This is a genomic window from Arthrobacter sp. UM1, from assembly GCF_020483305.1.
Lineage (GTDB): Bacteria > Actinomycetota > Actinomycetes > Actinomycetales > Micrococcaceae > Falsarthrobacter.
Genome location: NZ_JACWAB010000001.1, coordinates 359,449 through 377,824, shown reverse-complemented (window position 1 = coordinate 377,824; position 18,376 = coordinate 359,449). Strand labels below are relative to the sequence as shown.

The following is an 18,376-nucleotide window of genomic DNA, read 5'->3' as shown; positions in this document are numbered from 1 at the left end:
TCCCTCTGTGCGGCGGGAAGCGGGGCGTTCTCAGCGGGTGAGCCGGTCTCTAGCGGACGGCCATGAGGTCGACGACGAAGATGAGCGTCTCCCCCGGCTTGATGACCGAGCCCGCGCCGCGGTCGCCGTAAGCGAGGTGCGGCGGGATCGTGATCTTGCGACGGCCGCCGACCTTCATGCCGAGCAGGCCCTGGTCCCAGCCCTGGATGACCTGTCCCACCCCGACGACGAAGTCGAGCGGGGCGCCGCGGTTCCACGAGGCGTCGAACTCCTCGCCCGTGGAGTGGGCCACTCCGACGTAGTGGGCGGAGACGGTCTTCCCGGCCACCGCCTCAGTGCCGGTGCCCTCGATGATGTCCTCGACGACGAGCTCCGACGGAGCCTCCTCGCCGGGGAAGTCGATCTCGGGCTTGGTGCGGTCGAATTCGCGCTGTCCGAACGACATGTGTGTTCCTCTCCTCGTGCTCAGGGGTTCTGGTGGTCAGAGGCCGTGCGACCGGGATGCGGTCACTTGGCCGGCTGCTTCTTGGGAGCCTCGGCCTTCTCGATCTTCACGTAGAAGACGAGATCGCCCTGGGCGTCACCCTGCGGCTGCTCGCCGTAAGCGAGCTCCTTGGGGATGGAGAGCATGACCGTGGAGCCGACCTTCTGGCCCTCGAGGCCCTGCGTCCAGCCCTTGATGACCTTGTCCAGCTCGAACGACGTCGGCTTCTTGGTGAAGTTCTCGTCGAAGTTCTTGTGGGAGTCCCAGGCCCAGCCCGAGTACGTGGCCGTCACGGAGTCGGTGGCCTTCACGGCGGGGCCGGAGCCCTCCTTGACCGTCTCCACCACGAGGTCCTGCGGGGCCTTCTTGCCCTCAGGGAACTCGATGGACGGGGTCTTCTTGGCTCCCTGCTCCTTGATGGTGGGCAGGGCACCCTCCGAGCGCAGCTTCTTGACCTGGTCCGCCGAGAGCTTCTGCGGCTTGTGGTACTTCTCCACGCCGGCCACGGTCAGGACCATGGCGGAAGCCTGCTGGCCCTTGTCCGCCTTCGGGACGTAGACGAGGGTCTGCCCCTCCTTCTGGCCCTTGAGCGCCTGGTAGAGGACGGGCATCTCCTTCTTGAGGTCGGCCATCGTCGGCGCCGTCGGCTTCGAGCCCGGCGAATAGGTGTCCTGCGCCTGGTTGCCGGAGGCGATGTCGATGACCGAGGTCTTGAGCGTGACCTTCGAGTCGTCCTGGATCGTGGCGCCGTCCTTCTTGGGCTCGCCGAAGAGGCGGGCGGCCGCAGCCTTCGCCTGGAGCTTCTTGTCGATGGAGACCTTCGGGACCCATGAGTCGTCGCCGTACTTGACGCCGATCTTGTCCGTGGCCGTCTTGTCGCCGAACTGCTCGCCCGCCTTCAAGTCCTTGAACTCCGGCGGGTGCTGGACGTCGGTGATGGTGAAGACCATGACGCCGCGCTGCTGGTCGGACTGGGCCTTGGGCACGAAGGCGACCGTCGCGCCCTTCTTCTGGTCCTTGAGTCCGTCGAAGAGGGCCTTCGACTGCTGCTGGAGCTGGGCGCCGTAGATGAGCGGCGAGTCCTGCTTCGAGCTGTACGTGTCGTTGACCTTCTGGCCCGAGTTGCCGTCATAGCCGGCAAGCCGGTACATGACGCGGTCGCCGTCCTTGATCTGCTCTCCGTCGCCCTGCTTGAGGACCTTGACGGTGTCCTCGCTGACGTTCATGGGCTTGTCGAACGTGACGTCAGGGGCCTGGTCGTCCCCCTTGACGTCCGCTTTGAGCGATTCGGTCCCCTTCTTGTCACCGACGGGCGTGCTCGTGCCCGAGCAGCCTGCGAGGACGAGGGCGAGCGGGACGGCCGCGATGGCGAGCTTTCTGCGCACGGATGTGGTCCTTCGATCGTGGTTCGTACTCCAGCCGTCATTCTGGCAGGAGTTCCTGTCAATACCGTGTTCGCGCCCGCCTCGTCCGCTGTGTCGGAGGAACCGGGGGCGGACCGTCAGAGGGTGCGGATGATCTCGAGCAGCGGCTCGATCCGCGCCGTGTCCGTCTCGAACGGGTCCTTGAGGGCCAGCGGGAGGTCCGGGCGGGCGTTGACCCTGAGGTTCATCCAGTCGACGGTGACCGGCGTGTCGGCCGCACGGGCCTCGGAGAGGAACCGCCCGCGCAGGGCGGCCCTCGTCGTCGACGGCGCCCGGTCCATGGCCGCAAGGACGTCCTGCTCCCCGACGATCCGCTCGAGCCGGCCCGAGCGCTCGAGGATCGAGGCGAGGCCGCGCCCGGACTTCACGTCGTGATAGGCGAGGTCGAGCTGGCTGAGGCGGGGGTCTCCCGGCTCAAGGCCGTCCCGGACCGCGAACGCGTCGAGAATGCCCTTCTTGGCGGCCCAGTCCACGTGGGAGCGCAGAGCCGGGCCGGTCTCCGCGAGCCCTCCGCCGTCTGCCGGCACCGCGTGTTCCAGCTCGTCGAGGACCCGCGACCACAGGGAGAGGACCTGCTCCTCCTCGGCGGACGCGCCCTCCGCCTCGCAGAACGTGCGCGCCTGCTCGAGGAAGGTCTGCTGGACCTCGAGGGCGGTCATCCTGCGGCCGTCCGCCAGCTCCAGGGACACGGGCGCGCCGCCGCCGAGGGAGACCTCGCGCAGACCGCGCAGGGGGTTGGCGATCGAGACGTCCGGCAGGACCTTCCCCGCCTCGAGCATCCGGAGCACGAGGCACACCGTGCCGGCTTTGAGCAGGACCGTGGGCTCGGCCATCGAGGAGTCCCCGGAGATGACGTGCAGGCGCCGGTAGCGCTGCGCGTCCGCGTGCGGCTCGTCCCGGGTGTTGATCATGGGGCGGGAGCGCGTCGTCGAGCTCGAGACCGGCTCCCAGAGGTGCTCGGCGCGCGGGGAGAGCACGAACCGCGGTCCCCGCTCCCCCTGCACGAAGCCGCCGGCTCCTGCGATGAGCGGGCGGGTCACGAGGAGCGGGACGAGCCACGCGGAGAGGCGGTGCAGCTCGAGCGAGCGCTTGATGAGGTAGTTCTCGTGGCAGCCGTAGGAGTTGCCGACGGAGTCCACGTTGTTCTTGAAGAGGTAGACGTCGCCGTCATACCCCTCGGCGTCGAGCGTCTGGGAGGCCTGCGCGGCGAGGTCGGAGACGATCCGCTCCCCGGCCCTCTCCTGGGCGATGAGCTCGGCGAGGCTCGAGCACTCGGCCGTGGCGTACTCCGGGTGCGAGCCGACGTCGAGGTAGAGGCGCGATCCGTTCTCGAGGAACACGTTGGAGCTGCGACCCCAGGCCACCACGGGCTTGAAGAGGATCCGGGCCAGCTCCTCGGGCGAGATCCTGCGGCCGCTGCGCGCCGCGAACGAGAGGCCGAACTCGGTCTCGATCCCGACGATCCGCGTCTGCATGGCCTACTGGCCGCCCTTCTGGACGAACCCGCTCACGAAGTCCTCGGCGTTGGAGGCCAGGACCGAGTCGATGTCGGCCAGGATGTCGTCGAGGTTCTCGGTGTTCGCCTGCGGGGCGCTGCGGCGCGCGCCCTCGGCCGGGAAGACGTCTCCCGCCTCGGTCTCCTCGCGGCGCTGTCCGCCGGACTGCGGATGGATGGACTCAGAGCTCACGGTGCGGTCCTTTCGTCAGGGGCGGCCAGTCTATCGGCCAGGGCTGCGGCGAAGTCGGCGGCCGGGCGTCCGCGGACGGAGTCCACGAGCTCGCCGTCGCCGACGAGCGGATCGCCGATCCAGATCCTCGAGGGCGCGCTGGAGCCGCGCAGGGCGAAGGTCAGCGTGTCCCAGGAGGCCGAGACGAGGGTGTCCGCATGGTGCTCGACGGCGAACCCGCGCGCCGCCGCCCGCGTGCTCCGCGGAGCCGCGGCCACGGCGGAGAGGACCTGTTCTTCGGAGGCCACCGCTCGGAGTCCCCCGGAGGCGCGGAGCCGCAGCGCGAGTCCCCTCTCCGGATCGAGGAGGGCATACTGGAGGTCGAGGGCGTGGAGCCGGACGTCGTCCCAGTCGAGTCCGTCGCGGCGCCGCACCGCGTCGGCGATCCGGAACTTCGCGATCCAGTCGACGTCCGCGGCCAGGCTGATCGGGTCCGTCTCGAGCCCGGTCAGGAGCCGGTCCCAGAGGTCCAGGACCTCGTCCGTCTCTGCGTCCGCCCCGCGGTAGGCCCGCTCCGCCGCGTCGAGGAAGGCGCGCTGCACGGCGAGCGCCGTCGTGCTCCCGCCGCCTTCCAGCGGAAGGGGCGAGCGGAAGGCGCCCCGCAGGGTCTCCGCGGTGGAGCCGGCATCGGCGGGGATGTCGTGGCTGACGGTCTGGAGCGCGCGGACCGGGTCCTCGAAGCGGATGTCCGGGGCGAGGCCGTCCTCGATGAGCTTGAGGACGAGCGAGGTGGAGCCGAAGCGGACCAGCACGGACACCGGAGCCAGGTTGGCGTCCCCGATGATGACGTGGAGCCGGCGGAAGCGGAGCTCGTCCGCGTGCGGCTCGTCCCGGGCGTTGACGATGGGGCGGCGCAGCGTGGTCTCGAGCCCCACGACCTCCTCGAAGAAGTCGGCGCGCTGGGAGACCTGGAATCCAGGGCGGTAGTGCACGGGCCCGCCTGGCAGACCGATCCCCACCCGGCCTGCGCCGCAGAGAACCTGCCGCGTGGCGAAGAAGGGCGTGAGGCGCTCTGTGAGCTCGTCGAAGGGCACGGCCCGGTCCACGAGGTAGTTCTCATGCGTGCCGTAGGAGCTGGACTTCGAGTCGGTGTTGTTCTTGAAGAGATCGATGTGCGGCAGGCCGCCGGCCTCCGCCGCCGTGGCGGCCCGCATGGCGACGACGTCCCCAGCGAGGTCCCACGCCACCGCCTCGCGCGGAGTGAGGACCTCCGGGGAGGAGTACTCCGGGTGGGCGTGGTCCACGTAGAACCGGGCGCCGTTGGTGAGGACCGCATTGGTCACAAGCTCGTCGCGGCCCCGCTTCACGAGCGGAACGCGGGGGCGCGAGGAGCGGGACGTGCCGGCCACGGCCACCTGCTCGGCGTCGAGCACGGGCGGAGCGTCCGTCAGCTGGCTCGGGTGGGCGGACGCCCGGCTCATGGAGAATCCCCTCGCGTCCCGGAGCGGCCGCTCCGTGGAGTAGTCCCAGCCGCCGGAGGGAAGGAAGCCAGGGCGCCCCTCGGCCCGGGCCCGCTCCTCCTCTGAGTCCGCGTAGGCCGAGACGAGCACCGCCGAGAGGTAGGCGTGGGAGGAGTCCGTCATGCCCTGGGAGGTGAGGCCGAACTCGGACTCTCCTCCCATGACGCGCCGCACGCTCATCGGGGGACTCCGTCGGCGCGGCCCGGGTCCGTGTGGGCGAGGTTGCGCAGCGCCACGATCCGCTCTCCGCGGCGGCCGAGCACGCGGGCCCACTCCTCCGGGTTGGCCGAGCTCGGCAGGTCCTCGAGCTCGCGGCACTCCTGTGCCACGGCTCGTGCGATGTGCGCGCTCGTCAGGCCGGTCTCGCCGGAGCGGATCGAGTCCTTGACCGCGAACTTCTTGGCGCGGTCGACGATGTTGCGCAGCACGGCGCCGGAGACGAAGTCCGAGAAGTAGAGCCTCGCCGTCTCTCCCCCGGCGAACGTGAGCTCCACGAGCGCCCGCTCAGGCGTCCGCGCGAACACGTCCTCCACGGCGGCGTCCGCGAGGGACTCGGCCGACTCCCCCTCGGCGTACGGGATCCCCGCGGTCAGGTGCTTGCCGAGGATGTCGCGCGCACCGTCCCTCGTCGGCCGTTGGACGCGGATCTTCACGTCGAGGCGCCCGGGGCGGAGGATCGCGGGGTCGATCATGTCCTCGCGGTTCGTCGCGCCGATGACGATCACGTTGTCGAGCCGCTCGACGCCGTCGATCTCGGCGAGCAGCTGCGGGACGATCGTCGTCTCCACGTCCGAGGAGACGCCCGAGCCGCGGGTTCGGAAGAGCGAGTCCATCTCGTCGAAGAACACGATGACCGGATGGCCGGAGGCGGCTCGCTCGCGGGCCCGGGCGAAGATCGTGCGGATGTGGCGCTCCGTCTCGCCCACGTACTTGTCGAGCAGCTCCGGGCCCTTGATGTTGAGGAACCAGCTGCGGCGCTCGCCCTCCCCTGCGTCCTTCCGCCCGGCGACGCGCGCCGAGAGCGAGTTGGCCACGGCCTTCGCGATGAGGGTCTTGCCGCAGCCCGGCGGTCCGTAGAGGAGGATGCCCTTGGGCGGCGCGAGCTCGTGCCTGCGGTACTCGTCCGCGTGGAGGAACGGGAGCTCGACGGCGTCCGTGATCTCCTCGATCTGCTCCGCGAGGCCGCCGATGTCCGCGTACGTGACGTCCGGCCGCTCCTCCATGACGAGGTCCTGGACCTCCTGGCGCTCGACCCGTCCCGTGGCGGTGTTCGTCCGGAGGTCGACGACGACGCCGTCGCCCACCCGGATGCGCTGGCCGACGAGTCCGCGGGTGCGGGAGAGCACCCGCTCCTCGTCCGAGCGCGTGGTCACGAGCAGGCGGTCCGGCCCCATGACCTCCTTGACCGTGAGCACCTCGCCCGTGGTCTGCGGCGGGTAGACGGCCACGATCTGCATGGCCTCGTCGATGAGGACCTCGTCCCCTTCGCTCACCGTCTCCAGGGCGAGCAGGGGCGACATCCGGACGCGGATCTTCCTGCCCTGCTGCATGACGTCCACGCCGGCCGCCCGAGCCGCCTTCGTGGCCGTGGGCCGCCCCTCGATCGGCTCGGGCCGGGCGGGGCGCACGGCGACGACGGTGGCATAGGCCAGCGTCCCCTCGTCCTCCTGGTCCAGCGCGGTCTTGAGGCGGCGGAGCTCGTCCCGGGCCGTTCCGAGGGCCTCGACGAGCCGAGAGTTGGACGTGGTGGCCTGCGCCAGCTGGCGGTCCAGCTGACGGATCTTGTCCCGCAGGACGGCCTCGCGCCGCTGCGCCTGGGTCTCATCCGTCATGCTCCTCGCCTCCCTTCACAATCCGGAACGCTCCCCGCTGAACCATTGACGCGGCGTCCTTCGCGGCGCGGCGGAGCTTCTTCGAGGAGACGCCCCGCTCGCCGATCTCCCCGGGCTCCCACTCCCGCTCAGGCGTCCAGGCCTCGACGTCCTCGGGCTGGAAGTCGGACTTCGAGGTCCGCTTGGCCGGGTAGACGGGCTCGGCGCCGTCGGACAGCCGGCGGGTGACGAGGAGGAATCCCGTGTGGGCCACCATGCGGTGGTCCGGGCGCACGGCGAGTCCCTCGACGTGCCAGCCGCGGACCATGGACTCCCAGGAGACGGGGTTGGTGAAGCGGCCGTCCTCGCGGATCGCCTCGGCCGTCCGGGAGAGCTGCGTGGCGGTGGCGACGTAGCTGATCCAGACCCCGCCCGGCGCGAGGACGGTGGCCACCGCGTCCGTGCACTCCCACGGGGCGAGCATGTCCAGGACGACGCGGTCCACGGAGCCGGGCTCCTCCAGCTCGACGACGCGGTCCTGGAAGTCCCCGATGGAGACCTTCCACGCGGGGTGCTCGCCGCCGAAGAAAGTGGTCACGTTGCCCTTGGCCACGTCGGCGAACTCCTCCCTCCGCTCGATGGAGTGGAGGACGCCGCCGTCGCCGACCGCCCTCAGGAGGGAGATGGAGAGGGCGCCCGACCCGACACCCGCCTCGACCACGCGGGCGCCGGGGAAGATGTCCGCCATCGTCACGATCTGCCCGGCGTCCTTCGGGTACACGACGGCCGCGCCGCGGGGCATCGAGAGGACGAAGTCGCTGAGCAGAGGCCGGAGCGCCAGGTAGGAGAAGCCCTCGGAGTTGGAGACGCGGCTTCCTTCGGGGAGACCGATGATCTCGTCATGCCACAGCACGCCGCGGTGGGTGTGGTAGGCGCCGCCCGGGGTGAGCGTGATGGTCGAGAGCCGCGTCTTCTCGTCCGTCAGCTGCACGCGGTCCCCGGGGCGGAACAGGCCGCGGCGGGCGTCGGCGCCCGTCGGCGAGGCGGTTCCGGGCATCTCTGGGGTCTCGGTCATGCGTCCTTCTCGTCGGTGTCGAGTTCGGCCCGCTCGGTGAGATCGCGGGCTTCGATGTTCAGGTCTTCTCTGGTCAAGACTCCCACGCAGCGGCCGCGTTCCACGACGCCGACCGCCCAGACGTCCTCATCGCGGAACGCGTCGAGGACGTCGGCCACCTCGGCGTCCCGTTCCAGAACGGCGCCCACGAGGAGCATGGAGTCGGAGACGAGCGGCCCACTCGCGCCGCGGGGGTCCAGGTAGCCGATCATCCGGCCGCCGTCCTCCACGGCGAGCAGCCGGTCGAGTCCGGCCGGGACGGGGGCGTCCGCGGCGATGACGCCGGCGACCGGCCGCAGACGCTCGAACACGTCCCACGAGTCGAGGTACGCGAGCAGCGGAACGCGCTGGAGCTGCCGGTAGGCGGCGTAGGCGATGAACGCCCCCGTCAGTGCGGTTCCGACGGCGACGGCGAGGTCGACGCGGCGCAGGAAGAGGACGACGGCGAACGAGACGAGGCCGAGGCCGATGACGATCCCGGCCCAGGCCGCTGCCGCCGTTCCCCGACGGCGGCGTCCCGTGGCCGCCCAGACCGCGGACTCGACGAGCTGTCCGCCGTCGAGCGGAACGCCGGGCAGGAGGTTGAAGGCTCCGAGGAGGAGGTTGGCCCACAGGACGGCCCAGAGCAGCTGGGCGGCCCAGGTGCCCGAGGGGCTGAGGAGGAGCGTCTCCGGCCCGCGGGCGAGCGCGAGCATCCCGAGCCACGCAGCCGCGGCCAGGACGATGTTGGCGCAGGGCCCTGCCAGGGCGATCATGAGCAGGTCCGCGTTGCGCGGCCGCCGGCCGCGGGGCCCGGCGATCCGCGTGTGCCCGCCGAGGAAGGTGAGGACGATCTGCTCGCTCCGGTGGCCCTTGCGATTGCCGACGACGGCGTGCGCGAGCTCGTGGACGAAGACGGACAGAAGGAGGACGACCCCGTAGGCCGCGGCCATCGCGTATCCGGCGCCCCGGCCGAGCTCCGAAGCCAGCCTCGGGCCGAAGGCGAGGACCATGACCGCGGCCGCGGCGAGCCAGGACCAGCCCACGGTCACGGGGACGCCGGAGACCCGCCCCACGGTGAGTCCGCCCTCCTGGCGGGGACCGGGTCCGCTCATCCGGCGCTCTCCCGCTCCCCCGCCCGCTGCCGCGCGGGAAGGACGGCTCGGGCCACGTCGGCCGCGCTCCGGCCCTCGAGGGAGTCCCACTCGACGCGCGAGGGGTCTTCGGGAAGCGGTGCGTGGAGGGGTACGGCGAGCGTGGGGAATCCGGCGGCGGTGGAGGCCTGATAGCCGGGCCAGGAGTCCTCGATGGCCACGGTCCGGGCGGGATCCAGACCGGGGTTCCGCTCGGCGAGCTCCGCGAACCCGAGCTCGTAGGCGTCGGGGTGGGGCTTGCCCCGCTCCACGCGATCTCCGGTCACAACGGAGTCGAACGTCCCCTCCGGGAGGGCGTCGACGATGGCCCGCGCGAACGGCTCCTCACTCATGGTGACGAGCGCGCAGGGAATCCCCCGAGTCCGGGCGTCCAGCAGGAGCTCTCGCGCGCCCGGGCGCCACGGGATGCTCTCCTGCGTCTGCTCGACGACGCGGCGCGTCAGCGTGTCCACGATCTCGCGCGTGCCGAGGTCGACGCCGTGCCTCTGGAGGATCTCGGCCGAGACGGGCAGGGCGTTGCCCACCATGAGGAGAGCGTGCTCGTGCGTCCACTCGACCCCGTGCTGCCGCGCGAGCTCCGTCTCTGCGTTCATCCAGTACGGCTCGGAGTCCACGATGGTCCCGTCCATGTCCCAGAGGATCGCGGCGGGAACGGGGATGTCAGCGTCTTCGGGGCGAGTGGTGGCCATGCGCTCCAGTCTACGTTCGGCACATAAGCTGGAGGGCATGACCGAGCACGGCGATCCTGACGACCAGCAGACCCTCCTCGACGCTCTCGACGCGATGAGCGCCGTGCAGGGCGGCGAGTCCGAGTCCCCGCGCACCGTCCTCGTGCTGGCCTTCAAGGGATGGAATGACGCGGGCGAGTCCGCGAGCGGCGTCCTGCGGCGCATTCGGCGCCTGACCGAGGCCTCGAGCTTCGAGTCTCTGTCCGACGAGCGCTACTACGACTACCAGGTCCTCCGCCCGCGCGTCCGCAGGCAGACGGACGGCCGAAGGACGGTCGCCTGGCCGGGGGTGCGCTTCTACGAGGCCGGCGAGACCGGCGAGCGGCTCAGGCTCATCGTCGCCTACGGACACGAGCCGAGCTTCCTCTGGAAGTCCTACGCCGAACGGATCATGGGCATCGTGGCCCGGGAGCGCGTGGACGCCGTCGTGCTCCTCGGCGCGATGCTCGCCGACACGCCCCACACGCGTCCGCTCCCGACGTCGACGACGAGTGAGAGCGAGCCGCTGCGCCGCATCCTCGGGATCGAGCAGTCGGTCTACGAGGGGCCCACGGGCATGCTCGGGATCCTCAGCGAGAAGTTCTCCCGCTCCGGTCTGCCCGCCGTCTCGGTGTGGGTCTCGGTCCCCCACTACGTCAGCCAGGCGCCGTCCCCGAAGGCGGAGCTCGCACTGCTGTCCGCGCTCGAGGAGCTGTTCGGGCGCGTCTGGCCGGACGGAACGCTGGCCCAGGACGCCGAGGAGTGGGAGGGCACGGTCAACGAGCTCGCCGAGGCGGACTCGGACATCTCCGAGTACGTCCACAAGCTCGAGCAGGCCGTCGACTCGGCCGTGGACGCCACGGCCGCCCTCCCCCAGGCCTCCGGCGAGGCGATCGCCAAGGAGTTCGAGCAGTACCTCCGGGCGTACAACGACGACGACGCGGGCGGTCGCGCCGACGACGACTCCGATGACGAATCGGACAGCGGCGGCACCGGAGACGCGGCCCCCGGACAGCCGGGCTAGGCCGCGTTCAGCCGGATTCCGAGCAGCGCGTCCAGGGCTTCCCGCACGCGGCCGGCGCCGTCGTTCTCCCGCGCCGCGCCCTCGGCCGTCTGAGCAGCGGTGAGGACACGCGAGACGGCGTCGTCGACCTCCTGGAGCGCCCGGGGCGCGTCGAGATTGTCGGCAAGGGCCTCGCGGATCTTCGCGATGAGCGCCTCCGCCTCGGACTCGCTCCACTCGGCCTCGAGGGCGGACGTCCACCGGCGGCGGCGCGCCTCGGCCTCATTCAGCACCTCCTGGCTCCAGAACCAGTCCGTGCCGTAGGAGTGCGCCAGGAGGGCCAGACGGACGGACATCGGGTCCACGCCCTGCTCGCGGAGCCGGCTCACCAGGGCCAGGTTGCCCTTGGACTTGCTCATCTTCTCGCCGTCGAGGCCCACCATGCCGGCGTGGGCATAGTGCTCGGCCAGGGGAACACCGTCTGACGCATAGGCGTGCGCGGCGGACATCTCGTGATGCGGGAAGCGCAGGTCGGAGCCGCCGGCCTGGACGGTGAAGGGCGCGGGAAGGTGCTTGCGCGCGATGAGCGAGCACTCGATGTGCCAGCCCGGGCGTCCCTCGCCGAGCGAACGGCCGTCCCAGGCGGGCTCGCCCTCGCGCTTGACCCGCCAGAGCAGCGGGTCCAGCCGGTGGCGCTTGCCGGGGCGGTCCGGGTCTCCCCCGCGCTCGGCGGAGAGCTTCAGCATCTCTGCCTCGTCGTAGCCGCACACCTGACCCAGGACCCAGGCGCCTGCCTCGGTCGTCGGGGTGACGCGCTGCGCAGCCTCGACGTCGAAGTAGACGTCACCGTCCGGTCCGCCCTCGGTGCCCGGGACGCGGTAGGCCACGCCCTCGGCGAGGAGGTGCTCCACGCCGTCGACGATGAGCGGAACACTCTCCACGGCACCCACATACTGAGTGGGCGGGATGACGTTGAGCGCTTCCATGTCCGTACGGAAGAGGTCGGTCTGCTCTTCCGCGAGCCGGGTCCACTCGACGCCGGTGGCGGTGGCGCGCTCCAGCAGCGGATCGTCTACGTCCGTCACGTTCTGCACGTAGACGACGTCCGCGCCGGCGTCCTTCCACTGCCGCACGAGCAGGTCGAAGGCCACGTAGGTGGCCGCGTGTCCCATGTGCGTGGCGTCATACGGAGTGATGCCACAGACGTACAGTCCGGCCGTGCCGGAGATGTTCGGCTCGACCCGCTCGCCGCGCGAGGTGTCCCAGAGGGAGAGCTGCGGCGGGCGGCCGGGGACGGCGGGGACGGGAGCGGAGGACCAGGCTCGCACGCGCGGAGTCCTTTCGACGGGGAGTGAGGTGTCCGTGGGGGGGGTCAGGCCGGGATGACGCCGGTGCCGAGCAGCACGTAGAGGACGGCGCCGAGCCCGATCCGGTACCAGACGAACGGACGGAAGCTGTTGTGGGAGATGAAGCGCAGGAACCACCCGATGATGAGGTAGCCCACGACGAACGCGATGACCGTGGCCAGAAGCGTCTGCGGCATCGTGTACACGGTCGGCGAGCTCTCCTTGAGCGCGCCGTAGAGCTCGTAGAGACCCGAGGCGAAGACCGCGGGCATCGCGAGGAGGAACGAGTACCGGGCCGCCGCCTCGCGCGTGTAGCCCATGAGCAGGCCCGCCGTGATGGTGCCGCCGGAGCGGGAGACGCCCGGAATGAGGGCGAGCGACTGGGCCAGGCCGTAGAGGATGCCGTGCTTCGGGGTGAGCTCGTCCAGCGTGCGGCGCTGCTTGGCCACCGCGTCGGCGATGCCGAGGACCACGCCGAAGACGATGAGCGTGGTGGCGACGATCCAGAGGCTGCGGAAGCCCGTCTCGATCTGGTCCTTGAGCAGCAGGCCGAAGACGACGATCGGAATGCTGCCGATGATGATGAGCCATCCCATCCGCGCGTCCGGATCGCTGCTCGGCACCTTCTTGGTCAGCGAGCGGAACCACTGCGTGAGGATCCGGACGAAGTCCTTCCAGAAGAAGATGAGGACGGCCGTCTCCGTGCCCAGCTGGGTGATCGCGGTGAACGCCGCTCCCGGGTCACGGCTGTCCGGCAAGAGCTCGCCGACGATCCGCAGGTGAGCGCTGGAGGAGATGGGGAGGAACTCGGTCAGGCCCTGCACGAGCCCGAGGATGATCGCTTGAATCCACTGCACGCTCTCACTCTAAACGGAAGCGCTGTGCAGGGGCTGTCCGCCGGCGGCCCCTCAGGCGCGCCCCGGGGCGGGCGGGGTCAGTCCTCGTCGTCGACGACGTCGAACGGAAGGGACTCGCCGAACTCGTCGTCGAGCGCCTCCGCATAGTCGTCATAGGCGTCCGTGAGCTTGTCGTAGAGCGCCTCGACGGCGAAGTCGCCGTCCCCGCGGGACTCGCGGACCGCCGAGAGGTGCTCCCGCAGGAGCGTGACGAGAGCGTCGAGTGCCTGTTCAGCCGAGTGACTCATGCCATAACAATACGCCGCGCCCGGCCCCTCGGTCAGGGCCGGGCGCGGAGTGAGACGGGGCAGGGGCCTCAGTACGAGGTCAGGAGACGATGCAGGACCTTCGTGCCGAAGACCAGCGAGTCCACCGGGACCCGCTCGTCCACGCCGTGGAACATGGCGGTGAAGTCCAGCTCGCGGGGCAGGCGCAGCGGCGCGAAGCCGTAGCCCGCGATGCCGAGCTCCGAGAGGGACTTGTTGTCCGTGCCTCCGGAGAGCGTGTACGGCAGCACGGGGGCGCCCGGGTCCTCGGCGCCGAGCGCCTCGACCATCCGGTCCACGAGGTCTCCCTCGAACGGGACCTCGAGCGAGGTGGCCTGGTGGATCGGCTTCACCTCGACGTGCTCCCCCGCAAGCTTCCGGATGATCTCGAGGACGTCCTCCTGCTGCCCCGGCAGCGTCCGGACGTCGATCTGGGCCTCGGCCGTCCCCGGGATGACGTTGGCCTTGTAGCCGCTCTTGAGCAGGCTCGGGTTGGCGGTGTTCTGGAAGGTGGCGCCGACGAAGCGCGAGACCGTCCCCAGCTGCTCGAGGAAGGCGGAGGGGTCCGATTCGTCGAAGTCCACCCCCGTCATCTCCTCCACGATGCTGACGAACTGCTCCGTGGTCTTGGTGAACTCGATGGGCCACGGGTGCTCCCCGATCCGCGCCACCGCGCCGGCCAGCCGGGTGACCGCGTTGTCCGTGTTGATCTGGGAGCCGTGCCCGGCCCGGCCGTGCGCGAGGAGCCGCAGCCAGGCGAGCCCCTTCTCCGCCGTCTGCACGTAGTAGACGCGCTGTCCCGCGATCTCGCCGGAGAATCCGCCGACCTCGCTGATGGCCTCCGTGGCTCCCTCGAAGAGCTCGGGACGGTTGCGGACGGCCCACTGGGCGCCGTGGACGCCGCCGGCCTCCTCGTCCGCGAACATCGCGAAGACGATGTCCCGCTCCGGGCGGGTTCCGGTGCGCGCCAGGGATTCCATTGAGGCGAGGATCATCGCGTCCATGTCCTTCATGTCCACGGCTCCGCGCCCCCAGATGAGGCCGTCCTTCACCTCGGCGGAGAACGGGTCGACGCTCCAGTCCTCCGCGGCGGCGGGGACGACGTCGAGATGCCCGTGCACCACGAGCGCCGGAAGGTCAGGGTTCTTGCCGGCCATGCGCGCGACGACGGAGGTCCGGCCCGGCTCGGACTCGAAGACCTGTGGATCCAGACCGGCCCCGGTCATCCGCTCCGCGACGTACTCCGCCGCCTTGCGCTCGCCGGGCCCCGAGCCGTCCCCGTAGTTGGACGTGTCCATCCGGATGAGGTCCCGGCAGATCTCGACGACGTCGTCGAGCGCCCGCTCGTCCGGGAGCTCCCCGACTCCCCCGCCGGTCTGGTTGTCTGTGGCTTCGCGGCCCATGCCTGCGCTCCTCCCGAATCGGTTCTCCCGCCAGCCTACGGAGAGAACGCCGCGCCCCCAATCCCCTGGCCGGGGACCGGACGCGCGGCGCTCTCGACTGCTGTCAGGCGGTCAGGCCTGGCTGCCACCAGAGTGGGACCCGTTGGAGCGGCGGTGCTCCGCCATGTGGTCCTTCGACTCGTTCGCGGCGAGGATCGCGGACTGGATCGAGGCGAACGTGTTCTGGAACTGGTCGGCGGCCGGCGGGAGGAGCACCGTGCTCGCGTTGCCCTTCTCGGCGAAGGCCATCTGAGCGTCCACCTGCTGGGTGAACATGAGGACGGCGAGCGAGTTGGCGGCGTCGCCGTTCGTGGCGTCCCCGATCTCGCGGACGGACTGCGCGAGGCCCTCGGCGATCGCCTTGCGCTGGAGGGCAACGCCCTCACCGGCGAGGCGGGAGCGGTCGCGGTCCGCCTCGGCGCGGATGATCGTGGCGGACTTCTCGGCCTGGGCCTTGTTGATCGTGGCCTCCTTCTCGCGGAGCGAGGCCATGACGTTGTTCATCGCGGAGAGCACGCGAGCGTCCGTCGGCGCCACGTCCGGGACGAGCGTGTTGAGGATGTGGAAGCCGTAGCCGCTCATGCGCTGCGCCAGCTCCGTGGAGACGTGCTCGGCGATGGCCGCCTTGTCGCTGAAGGTCTCGTCGAGCGACATGTTCGGCACCTTGCCGCGCACGGCGTCCGCCACATAGGTGCGGATCTGGGCGCCGGGGTTGCTCAGCGAGTAGACGGCGGCCATGACGCCCTGCGGGTTGATGCCGTGCGGGTTGTACGGGTCCGTGGCCGCGACCTCGAACTGGACCGAGGTCCGGACGAGCACCGTCACGTTGTCCTCGGTCTTCGTCTCGATGTCCATGTCGATCTGCTGGACGCGGAGGTCGACGCGCTGCGCCACCTGGTCGATGAACGGGATCTTGATGTTGAGGCCCGGCATGGCCACCCGGTTGAAGCGGCCGAGGCGCTCGACGACGGCCGCGGTCTTCTGCCGCACGATGAACAGCGAGAAGAAGAGAAGGACGGCGATCACCGCGAGGACGATGAGAATGAACAGCACAGGACTCCCCCGATTCATCTGGTGACCGGAAACCCTCAAGTGATCCCGGTCTCTTGCACCTCCATCTTGTCATGTCGCCTGTGCCCCCGCTTCCGCTTGCTGGTCACGATCTGAGAACGGCAGGAAAGAAAAGCGCCCTTCAGACCTTCAACCAACCTCTGCCGCGTTGGCGGGCATCGTGTCACAGTGGAGAGCGAGACCGGTGATCGCCTTGACTCCCCCAGCGGGGCTGGATTCGGTCCAGAGACCCCCATCTCAGAAAGCTCTGCCTGTGAACCTCTTCAAACGAACACCGCTTGTCATCACCACCACTCTCCTCGCCGTCGCCACCGCCACCGGCGGTGCGGCGGGAGCCGCTCCCTCGGCTCCCGCGCCTTCCCCCAGCGCGCCCTCCAGCACGACGACGGCCCCGTCCTCGCCTGCGCCGTCCTCCCCTGCGGACAAGAGCAGCTCCCAGCCGAGCGCGCCGGCGGACTCGGGCGCTGACGAGAACCTCAACCGCACCGAGGTGAAGCTGTCCTCGGGCGACACGAAGCCGGCTGCCGACGTGACCAAGGAAGACAAGGTCGTCGGCGCCGTCCCCGCCCCGAAGGAGGGCTCGCTCAAGGCGCAGATCGGCAAGCACGGCGCCGTCATGGGCCAGTCCCGCTTCCTCGATCAGGCTGCTCTGCGCCAGTACGCGCAGAACGGTTCGGGCGCGCAGGATGCTCCCTCGACGCCCGGTGCGGCGTCGAAGCCCGCCGGGGCCAAGACCGCGTCGCAGTCCTCGAGCGTCGCCGCGCTCCGCGAGAACCTCATCGCTCCCTCCGCCCAGACGGCTTCCTACGCGCAGGCCGTCCCCATGGGCAACACCCCGTGGCAGGCCGGGTCCATCCTCGGCCAGGACGTCTCGAGCTTCCAGACCGGGGTCAACTTCAACACGGAGCGGGCCAAGGGCTCCCAGTTCGCCTACGTCAAGTCGACCGAGGGCCAGGGCGCCTACAAGAACCCCGCGTGGGGCGCCCAGTACACCGGCGCCTACAACGCCGGCATGGCACGCGGCTCCTATCACTTCGCCCTGCCCAACCAGTCGAGCGGCGCCGCTCAGGCGGACTGGTTCGTCGACAACGGCGGCGGCTGGAGCGCGGACGGGCGCACGATGCCGGGTCTCCTGGACATCGAGTGGAACCCGTACCCCGCGCTCGGCAACTCCTGCTTCAACCTGTCCCAGCAGCAGATGCGGACCTGGATCACCCAGTTCCAGGAGCGCTACAAGCAGCGGACCGGCCGGTACCCGGCCATCTACTCGGCGACCATGTGGTGGAACACCTGCGTGGGCTCGCTGCCCTCGGCTTCCCGGTCCCCGCTCCACCTCGCCTCGTACGCGAGCCAGGTCGGCCCCATGCCCGGCGGCACCGGCTGGCGCGACTACGACATCTGGCAGTACTCGGACAGCGGCGCCTTCGCCGGCGACCAGAACGTGTACGGCGGCAGCCAGGCCCAGTTCCGCAGCTTCGTGAACAACGCCGGGTACACGCCGCTCGGCACCGCGTCCGCCGCGCCGTCCACCCCGACCGGTCAGCCGCTGGGGCCGAACGACCTCGCCGTCGTCGACAAGGGCACGGGCGCGCTCTACCGGTACCCGAACGGCGTCTCGAACCTCAACACCCGCACCCAGATCGCCGGCAGCGGATGGCAGAGCGCCATCTCGGTGCACGTCTCGGACTGGAACCGCGACGGCGTGCGGGACCTCGTCTCCCAGTGGGCCTCCGGCGTCCTGGCCGTGAGCTACGGGCGCTCTGACGGCTCGTTCTCCGGCCCCCAGGTCATCGGCAACGGCTGGCAGGGGCTCGACATCACCGTGGGGCAGTACGCCTACAACGACCGCTTCGACTCCATCCTGGCCGTGGACTCCACCGGCGCCCTCCGCCGGTACACCGGCAACGGCAGCGGGGTGGCCTACACCGGCGTCATCGGCAACGGCTGGCGTGGCCTGGTCCCGCGCCTCGCACAGACCGATGGCACGGGCGCCCAGGAGATCGTCGCCCGCTACGGCGACGGCAGCCTCCGCGTCTACCGCCGCTACAACTCGGGCCAGTTCGTGCCCGCCCCGGCGAAGACCGTGGGCTGGGGATGGGCGCCGATGACCCAGCTGGCCGCCGCACAGCCCGGATCCAACATCTGGATCGTGCGCGACAACGCCGGCAACGTCCGCCGGTACGACTTCCGCGGCGACGTCCCCGGCTACCAGGGCCAGATCGGCACGGGCGGCTGGGACACGCACACGCTCTCCGGATCCCGGGAGCTCTGACAGGCCCGGCGGCCGGCCGAGCCCGGCATTGAAAAAGGGAGAGGCCCGGAACCGAACGGTTCCGGGCCTCTCCCTTTTCTGTCCCGTGTCAGCGTTTGCTGAATGCCGCTGGACAATCGCCTCATTGTGAGGCAACTTGTGGGTTCAGATCGAAACTGTCCCTCGACTCAGGGCCCTTGGAAACACAGGCATCATCGAACCCGGATTTCTGGTTTCTGAA

General features: G+C 70.3%; 16 protein-coding genes. 2 read left to right on the top strand and 14 right to left on the bottom strand.

The window, feature by feature from the left end:
- Positions 1-49: 49 nt before the first annotated feature.
- From H9I38_RS01780 to H9I38_RS01740, 9 genes are all read right to left on the bottom strand, one after another.
- On the bottom strand, positions 50-445 hold the full coding sequence (locus tag H9I38_RS01780; protein ID WP_226336905.1) for an FKBP-type peptidyl-prolyl cis-trans isomerase: 396 nt from the start codon (positions 443-445) through the stop codon (positions 50-52).
- A 62-nt stretch (positions 446-507) separates the two neighbouring features.
- Complete coding sequence (locus H9I38_RS10890; RefSeq protein WP_226336904.1) at positions 508-1,869, bottom strand: FKBP-type peptidyl-prolyl cis-trans isomerase; 1,362 nt, start codon at positions 1,867-1,869, stop codon at positions 508-510.
- Positions 1,870-1,985: 116 nt separating this feature from the next.
- The gene (pafA, locus tag H9I38_RS01770) at positions 1,986-3,383 is read right to left on the bottom strand and encodes a Pup--protein ligase (protein WP_226336903.1); all 1,398 of its coding nucleotides are present in this window, start codon (positions 3,381-3,383) and stop codon (positions 1,986-1,988) included.
- A 3-nt stretch (positions 3,384-3,386) separates the two neighbouring features.
- Positions 3,387-3,596, bottom strand: a complete 210-nt coding sequence (locus H9I38_RS01765; RefSeq protein ID WP_226336902.1) for a ubiquitin-like protein Pup — start codon at positions 3,594-3,596, stop codon at positions 3,387-3,389.
- Positions 3,593-5,275 (bottom strand): depupylase/deamidase Dop, encoded by a 1,683-nt coding sequence (gene dop, locus H9I38_RS01760; RefSeq protein ID WP_226336901.1) that lies wholly within the window; start codon positions 5,273-5,275, stop codon positions 3,593-3,595. The genes H9I38_RS01765 and dop overlap by 4 nt, the downstream gene beginning before the upstream one ends.
- On the bottom strand, positions 5,272-6,927 hold the full coding sequence (gene arc, locus H9I38_RS01755; RefSeq protein WP_226336900.1) for a proteasome ATPase: 1,656 nt from the start codon (positions 6,925-6,927) through the stop codon (positions 5,272-5,274). The genes dop and arc overlap by 4 nt, the downstream gene beginning before the upstream one ends.
- Entirely contained in the window at positions 6,917-7,981 is a 1,065-nt protein-coding gene (locus tag H9I38_RS01750; protein WP_226336899.1) for a tRNA (adenine-N1)-methyltransferase, read from the bottom strand. Before H9I38_RS01750 ends, arc begins: the two co-directional genes overlap by 11 nt.
- On the bottom strand, positions 7,978-9,114 hold the full coding sequence (locus H9I38_RS01745) for a site-2 protease family protein (protein WP_226336898.1): 1,137 nt from the start codon (positions 9,112-9,114) through the stop codon (positions 7,978-7,980). The genes H9I38_RS01750 and H9I38_RS01745 overlap by 4 nt, the downstream gene beginning before the upstream one ends.
- The gene (locus H9I38_RS01740; RefSeq protein ID WP_226336897.1) at positions 9,111-9,842 is read right to left on the bottom strand and encodes an HAD family hydrolase; all 732 of its coding nucleotides are present in this window, start codon (positions 9,840-9,842) and stop codon (positions 9,111-9,113) included. The genes H9I38_RS01745 and H9I38_RS01740 overlap by 4 nt, the downstream gene beginning before the upstream one ends.
- Before the next feature lie 37 nt (positions 9,843-9,879).
- On the opposite strand from H9I38_RS01740, the gene H9I38_RS01735 reads away from it, so the two are divergent.
- Positions 9,880-10,884 (top strand): proteasome assembly chaperone family protein, encoded by a 1,005-nt coding sequence (locus H9I38_RS01735; RefSeq protein ID WP_226336896.1) that lies wholly within the window; start codon positions 9,880-9,882, stop codon positions 10,882-10,884.
- Here the strand turns inward: H9I38_RS01735 and mshC are convergent.
- The 5 genes from mshC to H9I38_RS01710 form a co-directional block, all read right to left on the bottom strand.
- Positions 10,881-12,191: a cysteine--1-D-myo-inosityl 2-amino-2-deoxy-alpha-D-glucopyranoside ligase gene (mshC, locus tag H9I38_RS01730; protein ID WP_226336895.1), complete on the bottom strand. Its 1,311-nt coding sequence runs from the start codon at positions 12,189-12,191 to the stop codon at positions 10,881-10,883. The genes H9I38_RS01735 and mshC overlap by 4 nt on opposite strands.
- A gap of 44 nt (positions 12,192-12,235) precedes the next feature.
- On the bottom strand, positions 12,236-13,066 hold the full coding sequence (locus tag H9I38_RS01725; RefSeq protein ID WP_226336894.1) for an undecaprenyl-diphosphate phosphatase: 831 nt from the start codon (positions 13,064-13,066) through the stop codon (positions 12,236-12,238).
- Between the two features lie 77 nt (positions 13,067-13,143).
- Positions 13,144-13,353, bottom strand: a complete 210-nt coding sequence (locus tag H9I38_RS01720; protein ID WP_226336893.1) for a hypothetical protein — start codon at positions 13,351-13,353, stop codon at positions 13,144-13,146.
- Between the two features lie 68 nt (positions 13,354-13,421).
- Positions 13,422-14,774, bottom strand: coding sequence for a M20/M25/M40 family metallo-hydrolase (locus tag H9I38_RS01715; protein WP_226336892.1), 1,353 nt, complete (start codon positions 14,772-14,774; stop codon positions 13,422-13,424).
- A gap of 111 nt (positions 14,775-14,885) precedes the next feature.
- Positions 14,886-15,866 (bottom strand): SPFH domain-containing protein, encoded by a 981-nt coding sequence (locus tag H9I38_RS01710; protein WP_226336891.1) that lies wholly within the window; start codon positions 15,864-15,866, stop codon positions 14,886-14,888.
- A 271-nt stretch (positions 15,867-16,137) separates the two neighbouring features.
- Between H9I38_RS01710 and H9I38_RS01705 the strand changes: the two genes are divergently transcribed.
- Positions 16,138-18,156 carry a GH25 family lysozyme gene (locus H9I38_RS01705; protein WP_226336890.1) on the top strand — a complete coding sequence of 673 codons (2,019 nt, stop codon included), beginning with the start codon at positions 16,138-16,140 and terminating at the stop codon, positions 18,154-18,156.
- Positions 18,157-18,376: the final 220 nt, after the last annotated feature.